Here is a 13,862-nt window from a genome sequence, read left to right on the forward strand (position 1 = left end):
GCAATGGTTTTCAGCGACTTCGCAGCACTGCCACCGGAGATCATCTCCACCCAGATCTACTCGGGCCCGGGCGCGGGTCCGTTGCTGGCGGCCGCCACGGCGTGGGAGGCGCTGGCCGCCGAGTTGCACGCCACGGCGGCCTCCTACGGTTCGGTGATCTCGGAGCTGGTCGACGAGTCGTGGACCGGTGAGTCGTCCGCGGCCATGGCCGCGGCGGCGGGCCCGTATGTGGCGTGGATGTCGGCGACGGCGGGCCAGGCCGAACAGACCGCCGCCCAGGCCAAGGCGGCGGCCGGTGCCTACGAGGCGGCCCTGGCGGCCACCGTGCCACCCATCGTGGTCGCGGCCAACCGGCTCGAGTTGGTCGAACTGCTGCAGACCAACGTCCTGGGTCAAAACGACGCGGAGATCGCGGCGAACGAGGCCGAGTATGCCGAGATGTGGGCCCGCGATTCGGCCGCCATGTTCAGTTATGCCAGCGCGTCGCAGGCCGCCGGCGAGTTGCCGCCGTTCGAGGAGGCGCCCCCTACCACCAACGACACCGGCCAGCTGACCCAGGCCGCCGCGGCGGCTACGTCGGAGTCGAGCTCGTTGTCGTCCTGGCTGAAACAGATCGAGGACTACCTCACCTCGCTCAGCAGCCAATACACCAAGTTCTGGCAGAACCTGATCGGCGGGGCCACCGGAAGCACGGAAGTGGCGCCCTTCTGGGAGGCGCTGTATTCGAGCATGGGGCAGGTCGGCACCCAGGCGACCTGGACCAACGTCGTCAATGCCAGTTCGAGCCTGGGCATCTCACAGTGGAAGAACTTCTTCATCTATGCGCCGTGGAGCGCCGCCATGTCGAAGTCCACGCTGGGCGCCGGTCTGGCGTCACCGGGAAAGGTGGCGGCCGCCATCCCCGTCAAGCCCGTGTCGGCGGTCTTGGGCAACGCGCCGACGGTTGGGCACTTGTCGGTGCCACCGAGCTGGGCCACCGCCACCCCGGCGATCAGGCTGTCGGCGACCGCGCTGCCGGCCGCGAGCGCGGCCGCGGCCGCCGCGGCGGATTTCCCGGCGAACCTGGTCAACGAGGCGACTATGGGCAGCCTGGCGGGTGGGGCGCTGGGCAGCCCGGCGGCCCGCGTCGTCAGCTCGACCGGCATCCAGACCCGGGCGATCACCGGCGAGCGCCGCGTCGGGCCGGTCAAGCTCGACAGCGTCATCGCCCAACTTCAGGAGCAGCCCGAGATGGTGCAGCACTGGAGCGTCGACGAGGCCGGACTCGATGATCTGGTCGCGCGGCTGACGACGACACCCGGCGTGCACGCCGTGCACGTGACGGACGGCGAAGAGATCGCGGTGGGCGGGACCGAATCCAAGTTGGGATAGCCGCCGCGGGTTTTCAGCCGTTGTCACGAAGGGCACTCATCCGCGATAAAAACCCACAAACATGAAACGCAGCAAAGGAGGATCCATGAAACTGCTGTTCGCGATTCTCGGCGTGTCGCTGAGCGTCGTAGTCGCGGCGCCCGCCTACGCCATACCCGGCGAGGACGAGGAGCCCACCGAGGAGAACAACGAGATCTTTCTCGCCGACCTGCAGAAGGTGGGCATCACCTTCCAGGACCCCGGCCAAGCGGTGAGCGCCGGTAAAGCCGTGTGCGGGTTGATCTCTCGGGGAGTCTCCGGTTTACAGCTCCTCAACGACCTCAAGGACAACAACCCCGCGCTGACCACCAACGGCGCGGCGCAGTTCGCGACGATATCGGCGAAGTCGTACTGCCCGCGCCAACTCGAGGCACCCCCGAGCGGCAAGAGCGGGTAAGCCGCCCGACGCGCATGGCAGACAACGACTCACTGCGGCCCACGCAACGACGCGGGGCCGCGCTGCCGACCGACACATTCGCCGCCGAGACGTGTGCCGAGCCGCGGCAGGCTGAGCAGCGATCCCCGGCGCGGCCGAATGTGACGCCGCTCTGGCCGGCAACCGAGTACGGCACGCTGCCGCCCGAGATCAATTCCGGGCGAATACATTCCGGCCCTGGCGCGCAATCGATCGTGGCCGCAGGCGAGGCCTGGGACCGGCTGGCGGACCAACTGGCCGACATGGCGGCCGGGTACGCTGCCGTGCGCTCGCAACTGGGTTGGACAGCGCACGACCCGGCACCGATCGCTCGCGGGTTGGCGGACCACACGGCCTGGCTGTCGGCGACCGCCGCCCGCGCGAGGCGGACAGCGTTCTACGCCAAAGTAGCTGCGAGCGTGCATGATTCGGCATTCGCAGCGACGGTGTCGCCTGACGTTATCGAGAGCAATCGTCGGCAGCGGCGCGTGCTGGCCACGACCAATCACCTCGGTCAGGCCAGCGGGGCGATCGCGGACATCGACGCCGACTACGAACAGATGTGGGCCCAGGACGCCGCCGCCATGTACGCCTACGCCCGCGCTTCCGCCGCCGTCGCGGCGCTGACACCGTTCAGCTCGCCCCCGGCAATCGCGGACTGCGACGAGCCGAGCCGGCGCAACTGGGCACTGACCGCGGCACCGGACGTGGTCGCGACCGGATCCCAGGTCGTCTCGGCCATCCCTGCCGCACTGGGCGCGCTGACCTCCGCGCCCCTGAGGACCCTCGACGCGTCGCTGTGGGCGGTGACCGCGCCGTTGTCCAAGCTGAGTTCGCTGTCGGCACCGCGGGACTTTGCCGTCAGCTACCTCAATTCCCTCAACAAGGCGGCGGCCATGCACCACGCGGCGGCCACAGTGTCGCGCGCCGGGCACAGCTCGACCCGGGCCGGGCGAGGCCGCGCGGCATCGGTGGGGCTGTTGTCGGTGCCCCCGGCATGGCCGCGAGAGTGAACCAGCGACCTTCCGCGTGTGAAGCGGCCAAAATAGGGATTGAGCTGCAGTTTATGTCCGTCTGCGCCCCGACTGCGACGCATTGAACTGAGCTGACTTATTCAGTTGGTCCGGCGATCGGACGCACACCGGACACGGTGACAGCGCTAGCGACAGGGAACCCTCCACGCCAGTAGACCGCGCGCGCCCGAGGCCGCCAAGGCCGCAGGGCGGGAGAGCGCACAAGAATCCCGCAAGAATCACGCAAGGTATCAGCGACATCGTTGCGGCAATTGCTGGAGCAGCCGTGACCGGTGACTGCTCCCGACCACTTACCGCTCGCGGGAAAGGAACCGAAATGATGACGAGTTCGCGCCGCTCCACCGCCGGCCACGAAGCCCCGCGGCCCGGTGCCGACGGTGCATCAGTCCCGGGGAGGACATGGCGACGTCGCGCTGGGATCGTCGCGCTGGCCGCGGTTCTGGCGGCTGGGTGCTCGTCGAACGATGCGACCGCATCGCACCAAGCGCCGGGTAACCCCACGACGTCCGCGCCGACCGCGGCTGCAGAGATGGCGGCTCATGGTGTCGAGAAATCGATCGGCGACGTGCCCTGGTCGCAAGTCGGTCCGGGCTGGATGCTCGCCACCTGGAGTCCCGCCGTGAGCACGCCTCCCGGCGTGTCGCCGCCTCCCGGCTCGCCGGCGCGCGACACGGTCCCCGTCACCCTGTACCTCGTCGACCCCGCGGGCGGTCGCTACGCGATCACCACCTTCCCGCCGAATACTGAACCCCATGGGGTCGAGTGGTCGGGCGACGGCGGCCACGCCGTTTGGGCCTCCGCGGGCCCCGGAAAATCGACGGTGGTCACCGAGCTCGACCTGCACAACGGCGCCCGCACCACATTCACCGTTAACGGCTCGTATGTCGCCCCTCGCTTCACGCGCCCCGACGGCAAGGCGCTGCTGCTGACAGTGGACAAAAAACTGATGCGGGTCGACCTGGCCGGCAACCCGCAGCTGACCTATCCGACCGACAAGCTTGCGAGCGCCTTCAAAGGTCGGTATCTCTCAACCCCGGACGGCACGCAGCTGGTGCTGGGTACCGCCTCCGGCCTTGCTCTGATGGCCAACGACGGAACAGTCGGTAAGGAGCTGTCGTCCGCGGCAGGAAGCTGCTCACCAGTGCGATGGTGGGACACCGGCGCGAAAACCGTCCTTGCCAGCTGCAGCGCCGCAAACCAGCGCTCACGACTCTGGCTGGTCCCCATCGACGGTTCAGCACCGACCGCGCTGACCGCCCCGATAACGGACCCGGCGTCGCACGACACCGGTGACATAAGCGCATGGCAACTGCCGGCCGGCACCTATGTCCAGTACGCGGGCGGATGCGGGGCCATCCACCTCGGCAAGCTCAACCCCGATGGCACGGTGTCCAAGGTGTCGGTGCCCAATGTCGATCCGAGTCACAGCATCTACGTGATCGGAGTCCACGGCGGGAACCTCGACCTCAAAGCCACGGTCGCCGGTTGCGGACCCGCCCAGTCGCTGCTCGAGTACGACCCCGCCGCCGGCACCACCACCGTTCTGCTGGGACCGCCGCTCAACGGCGGCGCGGTCATCAGCGCGGTGCCTTACCCGGGCGAGAAGTAGCGTGCGACCGCAGCCGCGGCTGTGGCGCCGAAACGCCACGATCGTCACCCTCGCCCTCGCCGTTGCCATCATCGGCATCGCAGCGTGCCACTCGTCGCCCCAGTCAGCGCGGGCGCCCCAACAAGCCGTGCTGTCGCTGGGTGGTCTTAGCCACCCCGCCGGCGTCGCGGTGGATATCAACGGCGCGGTGTATGTCGCCGACAGCGGCAACAAACGAGTGCTGAAGTTGGCCGCCGGGTCGAACAACCCGACGGTGCTGCCGTTCACCGGGCTCGACTACCCCGACAGCGTGGCGGTGGACAAAGCCGGCGCCGTCTACGTCGCTGACGACCACAACAACCGGGTGGTGAAGCTGCCGGCCGGGTCCAATACCCAGACGGTGTTGCCGTTCACGGGCCTCAACGGCCCGGACGGCGTGGCAGTGGATGCGGCCGGCGCCGTTTACGTCGCCGACTACCTCAATGCTCGGGTGGTCAAGTTGGCGGCCGGATCGACCACCCAGACGGTGCTGCCATTCACCCACCTCGGCCTCCCCCGTGGCGTCGCGGTGGACGGCACCGGCACCGTCTACGTCGCCGACTTCGGCGGCAAGCGGGTGGTGAAGCTGGCGGCCGGGGCGACCACCCAGGCCGTACTGCCCTTCGACGGCCTCCAAGGCCCCATCGGGGTGGCGGTCGACAGCGCTGGAAGGGTTTCTGTCACAGACTATTTCAACAACGCGGCGGTGACGTTGGCGGCCGGGTCATGCACCCAGACGGCGCTGCCGTTCACCGGCCTCACCGGCCCCGAGGGTGCCGCGGTCGACACCGCCGGAAGTGTGTATGTGGTCGACAGCCAAAACAACAGAGTCGTGAAGCTCTCGCCGCCGCAGTCAACGGCGCCGGCGTGCCGACAGACGGTGCTACCGTTCACCGGCCTCGACGATCCCTGGGCCGTCGCGGTCGACAACATCGGCAACGTCTATGTCGTCAACAACACCTCGGGCGACCACCGCAACCGGGTAATCAAGCTGGCGGCCGGGTCCGACACCCAAACCGACCTGCGGTTCACCGGCCTCGGCTTCCCCGAGAGCGTGGCGGTCGACACCGCCGGCAACACCTACGTCGTCGACAACAAGACCAATCGAGTGTTGAAGTTGGCGCCAGACTCCAATACCCAGACCGTGCTGCCGTTTTCCGGCATCGCCCCCCGGGCTGTTGCGGTCGACACCGCGGGCGATGTATTCGTCACCGATTACCGCAATCATCGGCTGCTGAAGTTGGCCGCTGGGTCTAACACGCCAACTGTCCTGCCGTTCACCGGCCTCAGCGACCCTTGGGGGATTGCGGTGGACACCGCCGGCGATGTCTACGTCGTCGACTTCGACAAGGTCCTGAAGCTGGCGGCCGGGTCGAACACGCCAACGGTCCTGCCGTTCACCGGCCTCAGCCGAGTCGACGGCCCGCACGGCGTAGCCGTCGACACGGCGGGTGCCGTCTATGTCACCGACTCCGCCAACAAGCGGGTCGTCAAGCTCGCGGCCGGGTCGAACACCCAAACCGTGCTGCCGTTCGCCGGTCTTGGCGAGCCGTGGGGGGTGGCGGTGGACGCGTCGGGCGCCGTCTACGTCACCGACCGCGATAACGCCGAGGTGGTGAAGCTGGCGGCGGGCTGATTAGTCGCACGATTTTGCCTGCGCTGCAATGTGTTTGAGCCGGCGCAAGGACCAAGCAAGAGACACGCAAGGCGCCCACCGGACCCTTGCCGCGACCAGCGGAATGGTGTTGCCGCCGTGTGACGACCTGATGGCCGGCTCTGCCCAGTAGCGGAGTGATCAACTCCCAGGACCCCGCGCCGAGCCAGGCACTGTGCACCAACGCAAAGTTGACATCGGGCGAGGGTACGGCGCGTGGTCCTGCGGGCAAGCAGAGTTGCGCCAACTTGCTCGTGTCCTGAGTGTTCCGAGCTCCACCAGAGCGCGTTGGCACTCGGGTTTTGCGGCGACGGCACTGCGTTGGCAGCGCAAGGCAGTATCCATAGACACACCAAGGATCGTGGGTGTACCGATCACAGCGTGCACAGCCGTGTTCGTGCAGGCCAGAAGGGTGGTCCCGGCTGGGATCGAACCAGCGACCTTCCGCGTGTGAAGCGGACGCTCTCCCACTGAGCCACGGGACCGGCGCCGAGAGGCGAACGACGTCGAAGACTAGCACGGATCCGCCCTGCGGAAGTACGCGCCACCTGCGCTCCGAGGGGTCGGGTTATACCGTAGAGCGACAACGTACATGAGATTTGTGCGCGCCCGCGTCGGTGGACTATCGTCGTCCTTCGCACCGGGCGACGATCTCGTCCGTTGCGCGCGGATGTAGCGCAGTTGGTAGCGCATCACCTTGCCAAGGTGAGGGTCGCGGGTTCGAATCCCGTCATCCGCTCGAAGGTGCAAGTGGCATCAATCCTCAGCGGTGGAGTGGCCGAGTGGTGAGGCAACGGCCTGCAAAGCCGTGCACACGGGTTCGATTCCCGTCTCCACCTCCAGTTTTATTTCCGGCGCGATTAGCTCAGCGGGAGAGCGCTTCCCTGACACGGAAGAGGTCACTGGTTCAATCCCAGTATCGCGCACCAGCTTTGACCTGCAGTTTCATCCACGCAGTGGGACCGCATGACCTAGATGTGACCTGACTCGGTGTAGAACCCGAGAATCGTTCTGTCACGTCGCCGTTCATCGCTCGTCATCCACTCCCAGTGACCTACGCGACCAGATCGCGCGATTCAACAATCGACGAACTGTGATTTGCTGCGCCTCGCGCCCGCGAGCCGCGGGCGGCACAGCACATCAATCGTTAAGCGCGTCATGGCTTGTGCGCTTCGCTGGTGAGGCTGGGTACGACGTGTCGCAGATGAGTCTCTCCTTCTCGCCATTCATCGTCGGCCCACAGGTCGAGGGCCTCCACATAGAGGTAACCCCTGCGGACGAATTTCCCTGGATAACCGGCCGTCGCAAGCGATCCGGCCCAGCAAGAGCGCATCGACGACGTCGCGTGACGAAGCGGAGACCGTGCCGCCACTGGCGACCTCGGCGGCCATGTGTGGTATTCGGCCACGCTCGTCGGTCAGCCGTCCGTGATCGCCTTGCCATATCGACCGCATGCTCGAACAACTAATGAATCAGGCGCGATCGTCGGCTTGGGCCCCGGCGAAGGTGTATTTAGGCGGCCGGCTCCCACCGCCAACCATCGTTATCCGCGCAAATTATGTGCTCGCCATTACCGGCCACCCCGGATGCTCCATGGTCGCTACCACGACAGAATTGGCCAGGTTCGTAGCAGTTGCCCTTGTTACTTTGCGGGTAGCAACCTGAGGGCGTCGAGGGTGCGGTTGTCGAGAGCGTCAGTCCCGGAGCCAGGGCGGAGCTTGCAACAACACTCGGTGAGCCGATGGCTATCAGGATCATAAAGCCTATGACGGTGACGCCGTGCTTGCCTTTTTGCGGCTTCACTTACCTCGGTCCTTTCCACGTAAACCGATGTTTGACGCGTGTTGAACGCGGAAGTTATCAGATGCGTGATGATGCAACGGGTAGGTTTGCGAAAACCGGCGATAGCTGTACCTCAACGCTGCGCCGTCTGGTACTAAGGCTCAGGACGATGCGTTGTGGGTATCTCGAAAGCTGCAGCCAAAGCGGCGAAGTCAGAATCGCCGAAAGGGAGAAGTTTAACTCACCTCCGTCAGCCTTTCCGGGACCACGCGGGAAAGCGCTCCCCGCAATTCGCCATACCGCCCACGAGATTTCCTGGCAGCTCGTAGCATTAGCTAGCCGAGCGCTTAGGAGGCGATGTGGAGCCCAGCCAGTACCCGCAGTCGTTGCCTCCGCCCATGTGGTGTCCGGACCCGGCAGGCACCAATCGGCTCCGCTGGTGGGACGGCTCCAAGTGGACCGATCACTTTGCGCAAGTTCCCCCGCCAGAGCCCGCCGCGTCGGTTGTGCCCGCTCTGTCTGCCACGCAGAATCCATCATTGGTCACTACCTACACGCGCCGGGCAATGCCTCCGATAAGGGCGAACGGTCGAAAGTCATCTCCACTTGCCGATGTCGTCGCTGCAGCGACACTCGAAGAGCCCCGCTATCCCCTCGAAGAGCAGGTCGAGGTTGTCGGCGAGACTTACCGCGCAAAAGATATTCGCCGGGTTTTCGAGGAAGCCGGTATGCCGATCACCGAAAGTGGTGTGACCCTAAAGTCTGTCCGCTGCATCCTCGTTCCCGAGCCATGGAATGAGCAGGACCCGAACGCCGTCGCTGTGATGGTTGCGCAGAACCACGTCGGCTACCTCGCCGCTGACCTTGCTGCTTCATACACCGATGGCCTCCTGCGCATCGCGCGCCTGGGCAGTCTGGCGACAGGCGAGGCGAGGATTTGGGCGAAGAGCGACGACGGGATAATCCGGGCACGTGTGACGATCCTTATCCCTGAAGCTTCCCAATTTGATTAAGTAGGCCTCGTCGCGCGGCAGTTCGTCCGCCTGATGCGTTCCGTCCAGGTCGTCTATTGGACGAATTTAACCCACTGCGACCCTAAAGTCCGACAGCGCACAGACAGGCAATGAATCAGCCGCAAACCAACATCTCACATCTAGCGTTCTCGGATTCTCAAATACGTTGCTGCGAAACGTGGCTTCGTTGCACCCCGACGATTCGGCATAGGATTTTGTCGTGCTGGATTGGGACCACAACGCCTATTACCACCGCCGACTGCTAGCAGAGCTGCCGCAGACCTGCAATCGAGTGCTCGAAATCGGGTGCGGCGCGGGATTGTTCGCAGCTCGACTCGCCCAACGAGCTAACCAAGTCGACGCGGTGGACCGCTCAGAGGCGATGATCGCGCTGGCAAGAGCGCGAACACCCGGCAACGTGAACTGCATCCTCGCTGACGCTCTGACAGATCCCCTGCCCAACGGCTATGACGCAATCGTCTCCATCAGCTCCTTGCACCACATGCCGCTACAAGATGCCCTACAGCGATTCGCGGCATTGCTGCGCCCCGGAGGGACACTGGCCGCCATCGTGCTACCCCGCAACGACCTACCGCACGAACTACCCACCGAAATCGTTGCCTCCGCCGCATCTCGAATCTTCGGCGCAGCCTTCGCCGCTGCCCGAACTGTCGGAACCGGCACGTGGTTCGCAAAAGATCAGACACACACCGTCATGCCCGTCGTACTGGACCCACCGCTAACGACCCGACAAGCACGCGATCAGGCCAATGCAGTGCTACCCGGCGTCGAAGTGCGCCGACTCGTCTTCTGGCGTTACCTACTGTGCTGGCAGAAACCAACCGAAGGCATGGACTGATACTGCATCTCCCCGTCGCCTGAGCCACCAATGCGCCGCATCTCAGAACGAAAGAAAAGAGACGGTTCAGATGGAATCATCAGCGCCTCACCGATGCTCTGGCCGCCGCGGGACACCTTCTCTTGCAGATTGCCGGACACCTGTCCCCATTCCGGTGCGCAATGCCAGTGCCGAACAGGAGCTGAGCGTGACGTCCGACGCCGATGACAGGGTAACGCCCGACGCCACCCTCGCGCCGATGGCCGCTGAACATCCGCCCGAGACGACCGCCACAGCGGCGGGATGTCTCACGGCGGCGGAGACGCTGATACCGAGTTCGTGCCGCCCGCGACTGCCCCGACGCCTGAGCACGCCTAGTCGGAAGAGGCACCCGACACCGAGGTGTTGTCGCGGCCATGGCGTTCTGTGTGGGTGCTAGCGGCCGCCGGGCTGCTGAGTGCGGTCGTCGTTGCCTTTACCATCTTTGGTGTCGTGGCGATGGTGCGGGGAAACGAAGGCGGCCAGACGCATTCGGCCCCGCCGCCCGTGCACTCTCCATCGGCAGTACCGGCAGTACCGCCATCAATGCCGCACGCGGTGAGGCCCGACGACGATGAGTTCGTAGCAATCGCGATATCACCGCGCCCCCCTCGGTACTTCCCAAGGCGGCATCGCATTCGGGACATGCTGGTGGGTGCCGGGGTATTCCACGGCTGCATTGGCGTCGCGGTCGGTGTCGGCAACAACGCACACGACTGGGCGTCCGGCTCAGGTGTGATAGCGACGCTGCGCGCGACTGCAGTTGGCCGGTTGGGAGGTTCAGCGAACTTCGTTTGCGCGCAGTGCTCCGATCCGCCTGGCATCCTTCGCGCGCCGGTCGCTGTCCCTTCGTCCGCACCGACGACACCGTCTCGACCGACGATCGCGCACGCAGCGGCCGTCGGCCAAACGTGTGACCCCACAGGGAAGAGTTCGCCTATGCGACCGACGGATCAGTGCTCGCTTGCCCCTCGTTCGGTAGGTGGGTTCAAACAGCCGGATGGTCCGGGGTCCAGGAAATCGGCACGCCGCGTCCCGGAGCTCGTGGCGCCCGGGCCGTGAGCAACGACGAGCACTGCCCGCAATGCACCCCGACGACGAGCATGCCGAGAATGACTGCCACACGCTCGATCTCCCGAACCCAGCTCGATGCGGACTGCAAGCGCAGCCGCCACATGAAGGATGGCAGTGCTACCGCCGGGCCCTCCTAGAATGGGGGCTCATGGCTATTAGCGCGACCTGACAAGGCAATGCGCGTAGCCGAAGTGGTCTCAACCTGTGCGCGCCGGAACCTTACTCATTCCGGTTCGCCGGATCGTAAGTGAAGGAGACGGACGATGGATCGCCCGACAGCCGCGGGACAACCGGGCAACACCCGCAAGGTTTCCGCCATTGCTGCAGTGTTCGTCGCGCTACTTGCCGCTTCGACGATCGCGGTGGCCGAAGCCCCCTCGGCTCATGCCGACGACCAGGCCTTCCTGGCCGACACCGCCGGCGTAATTATGAACCCCAACGCGAGACTCGCTGAGGCATACCGGGTTTGCACAGATATGCGAGCCGGCATGCCTTACCGGGCCGCACTGTTCGACGGATTTCGAAACTTGAACCTGATCGACGGGGTAAACGTGGCCATCGTCAACGCCGCTCAGCAAGACATCTGCCCGGACACGCTGGGGCGGTAGTCAATTAGCTCGAAAAGCGTTGCGGCATGGGGCAGTCGATACGTCACGCCGCAGGGTTCGGCAGGGCGACTGCTAGTCAGCGCATCGTGCTAATGCTGCTTCGAGATCGCGCCGACGCCAGAAAAACCCGATCGCGGGTTAGCTGCAATCGCCGCCTCAGTCCCCTAGCTCGCCCGGCCAGCCGATCGCCTCTAGGCGGCGCTGCACGCGGTCAAGGTCGGCGGGCGAGGGCAACTCGTCGGTGAATCGGATGATAGCCGCGCCGATATCGGCCGTGTCGACCTTCAGCTCGCCGCTCGTCGCCAACTGGACGGCGACGTCGGTCACCTCGTCATCGGTGAGTCTGCGGCGCAACAGTGCGAGCAGCGGAACGTAGTCCGTCGCGGGCACGCCGTGGGGATAGCCAGCGCGGATGAACGCGACGATCCTGGCAACCAGATCGCCCAGACTCGCCATGACATCCCCTGCAGTTGTCGGCCCACGTAGCCACCAACCTAACAACTCAAACGGGCAACCATGTCCATGGTGTCGAATCATCGCCACCGGTGGTCAGGCGGACTACCGTTGACTGATGCGGACCGCCTACCACCACCAGCTCGATGGGCTGAAGCGCGGCATCGGCGACTTGTGTGGCCTCTCGGGCGCCGCGATGCAACGGGCCACCCAGGCCCTCCTCGAAGCCGACATCGGCGTGGCCGAAGCCGTCATCAGTCAGCACGAACATTTTCTCGCCGCGGTCGCCCAGGCCGAGACCGACGCGTTCAACCTGCTGGCGCTGCAGGCCCCGGTCGCCACCGAGCTGCGCGCGGTGTTCGCAAACCTGCAGAACGTCGCCGACGCCGACCGCATGGGCGCCCTGGCGCTGCACGTCGCTCAGATTGCGCGTCGCCGACATCCCGCGCACGCAATCCCCGACGACGTCACGGGTTATTTCGCCGAGATGGGCCGCATCGCGGTCCGCATCGGCGGCGAAATCCGAGACATCGTGCTGTCGTCGGACCCGGACCGAGCCGCCACCCTTGCCGACAAAGACGACGAGATGGACGAGCTGCATCGACAGCTGTTCTCGGTACTGATGGATCGCGAGTGGCGGCACGGGGTGGCGACCGCCGTCGATGTGACGCTGCTGGGGCGGTACTACGAGCGGTTCGCCGACCATGCCGTAGAGATCGGTCGCCGCGTCATCTTCCAAGCCACCGGCACCCCCGCCGCCTGACCGCCGCCACGTTAAGGCGGCCGTTTAAAACCTAGAGGTATGGAAGTGACGCGGATCACAGACCTCTGGATTGTGACCCCACTCGATAAGCCTGGTAAATAAGCGGCGGAGGTATGACTTTGTCCGGAATTACGAACTTTGGGCTTTGAGATTCCATGGCAAGAATTCGCGTATACCGATCTCGAGGAAATAACAAACTCGAAGGTTTTAGCGATTAGATATTAACCATCCGGCTTACCTCAAGCGGTCAAGCACCACCCTTACGAGCACGAGCATCGATGCGTCTTTCAAGCACGGGCCAGGCCAACGCCCCGCCTCCGCCGCACCACATGCCGTCCGGACCGACCAGCGGCCGACGACCAGTCATCACCGATTCGAACGCCGAGAATGCGCTCTGAGCTGCGGCTTTACTCGAACGGGCTGGCCATCCGGCTCTCGCCGTCCTTGGGCGAGTCGCAGGAGGTGCACTGCATTCCGGCGCCATTGCCGAAGCACTCACTGATGCAATCGGCGCTGCCGACGCCGATTATTAGGAGGAAGGCTCCCACGGAAGCAATAAACAATGACGCTATGGTCTGCATTGTTACCTCCCACCCTAAACACCACAAATTAATGCGCTGGTGTGAATCAACTCAGCGGAACTAGACCAAAACTTCTACAAATTTTCAGCCGCGTCAAGACGCAATTCTGAGCAAATCAAGATCAGGTGGTGGATATTCAAGATCATTTCGTCGCGCCGCCAGGATTATTTAAATCCGCACGTGAATACATCCACGGGTCGACGCTTAGCGGCGCGGCGGGTGACCGCCTGCGAGCTGCCGATATGAGGGACTACCGGGCCGTCGTCGTCAGCGTTACGATCCCCGCATCGTCTAGAGAGTCGGGTTCGCGATGAATCACATTCGACGTTTTCTCACGGCGCTGGCCACGACAACGGTCATCGGACTTTCGGCCTGGCCGGCCTACGCAGACCCCGAAATTCCGCCCCCGCCGCCGGGTCCGGCGCCGGCCCCCGCGGGAATTCCGGGCCTGACCAAGGAACAGCAGTGCGCCTGGATCGCCTATCGAACCTGGGTGCCGTGCAACTGGGTGATGCCCAATCCGCCGCCGCCGGGAACACCGGGCACACTCTACGACCCACCCCAGTAACGC

10 protein-coding genes, 4 tRNA genes and 2 pseudogenes are annotated in these 13,862 nt (G+C 64.9%); 14 read left to right on the forward strand and 2 right to left on the reverse strand.

What is annotated here, in order from left to right; translation table 11 throughout:
- Positions 1-3 precede the first annotated feature (3 nt).
- The 5 genes and pseudogenes from G6N33_RS02160 to G6N33_RS27700 form a co-directional block, all read left to right on the forward strand.
- Positions 4-1,371: a PPE family protein gene (locus tag G6N33_RS02160; protein WP_044511124.1), complete on the forward strand. Its 1,368-nt coding sequence runs from the start codon at positions 4-6 to the stop codon at positions 1,369-1,371.
- Between the two features lie 85 nt (positions 1,372-1,456).
- Positions 1,457-1,807: a DUF732 domain-containing protein gene (locus G6N33_RS02165; RefSeq protein WP_044511121.1), complete on the forward strand. Its 351-nt coding sequence runs from the start codon at positions 1,457-1,459 to the stop codon at positions 1,805-1,807.
- A 14-nt stretch (positions 1,808-1,821) separates the two neighbouring features.
- Positions 1,822-2,838, forward strand: a complete 1,017-nt coding sequence (locus G6N33_RS02170) for a PPE family protein (RefSeq protein ID WP_049919271.1) — start codon at positions 1,822-1,824, stop codon at positions 2,836-2,838.
- 340 nt (positions 2,839-3,178) lie between these two features.
- Complete coding sequence (locus G6N33_RS02175) at positions 3,179-4,468, forward strand: TolB-like translocation protein (protein ID WP_232069459.1); 1,290 nt, start codon at positions 3,179-3,181, stop codon at positions 4,466-4,468.
- A 1-nt stretch (position 4,469) separates the two neighbouring features.
- Positions 4,470-6,119, forward strand: a pseudogene (locus tag G6N33_RS27700) (NHL repeat-containing protein); the annotation flags it as partial.
- Positions 6,120-6,553: 434 nt separating this feature from the next.
- Here G6N33_RS27700 and G6N33_RS02185 read toward each other — a convergent pair.
- A tRNA-Val gene (locus tag G6N33_RS02185) sits at positions 6,554-6,625 on the reverse strand.
- Positions 6,626-6,806: 181 nt separating this feature from the next.
- Here G6N33_RS02185 and G6N33_RS02190 point away from each other — a divergent pair.
- From G6N33_RS02190 to G6N33_RS02215, 7 genes and pseudogenes are all read left to right on the forward strand, one after another.
- Positions 6,807-6,879, forward strand: a tRNA-Gly gene (locus G6N33_RS02190).
- Between the two features lie 29 nt (positions 6,880-6,908).
- Positions 6,909-6,982: transfer RNA gene (locus G6N33_RS02195), tRNA-Cys, on the forward strand.
- 12 nt (positions 6,983-6,994) lie between these two features.
- Positions 6,995-7,069: transfer RNA gene (locus G6N33_RS02200), tRNA-Val, on the forward strand.
- Between the two features lie 1,251 nt (positions 7,070-8,320).
- Positions 8,321-8,374: pseudogene (locus G6N33_RS28090) on the forward strand (DUF2510 domain-containing protein); the annotation flags it as partial.
- A gap of 87 nt (positions 8,375-8,461) precedes the next feature.
- Positions 8,462-8,935, forward strand: coding sequence for an HIRAN domain-containing protein (locus G6N33_RS02205; protein ID WP_231382616.1), 474 nt, complete (start codon positions 8,462-8,464; stop codon positions 8,933-8,935).
- 220 nt (positions 8,936-9,155) lie between these two features.
- Entirely contained in the window at positions 9,156-9,794 is a 639-nt protein-coding gene (locus G6N33_RS02210) for a class I SAM-dependent methyltransferase (RefSeq protein WP_044511117.1), read from the forward strand.
- Positions 9,795-11,149: 1,355 nt separating this feature from the next.
- Positions 11,150-11,494 (forward strand): DUF732 domain-containing protein, encoded by a 345-nt coding sequence (locus G6N33_RS02215; RefSeq protein ID WP_044511115.1) that lies wholly within the window; start codon positions 11,150-11,152, stop codon positions 11,492-11,494.
- 156 nt (positions 11,495-11,650) lie between these two features.
- Here G6N33_RS02215 and G6N33_RS02220 read toward each other — a convergent pair whose 3' ends face one another.
- Positions 11,651-11,950 carry a DUF3349 domain-containing protein gene (locus tag G6N33_RS02220; RefSeq protein ID WP_044511113.1) on the reverse strand — a complete coding sequence of 100 codons (300 nt, stop codon included), beginning with the start codon at positions 11,948-11,950 and terminating at the stop codon, positions 11,651-11,653.
- Positions 11,951-12,065: 115 nt separating this feature from the next.
- Here G6N33_RS02220 and phoU point away from each other — a divergent pair, with 115 nt between their 5' ends.
- Positions 12,066-12,710 (forward strand): phosphate signaling complex protein PhoU, encoded by a 645-nt coding sequence (gene phoU, locus G6N33_RS02225; RefSeq protein WP_044511111.1) that lies wholly within the window; start codon positions 12,066-12,068, stop codon positions 12,708-12,710.
- 891 nt (positions 12,711-13,601) lie between these two features.
- A complete protein-coding gene (locus G6N33_RS27320) occupies positions 13,602-13,859 on the forward strand; it encodes a hypothetical protein (RefSeq protein WP_044511109.1) in 258 nt (85 codons plus the stop codon).
- The last annotated feature ends 3 nt before the right edge of the window (positions 13,860-13,862 follow it).

Origin of the sequence: Mycobacterium simiae, assembly GCF_010727605.1 — a bacterium.
Taxonomy (GTDB): domain Bacteria; phylum Actinomycetota; class Actinomycetes; order Mycobacteriales; family Mycobacteriaceae; genus Mycobacterium; species Mycobacterium simiae.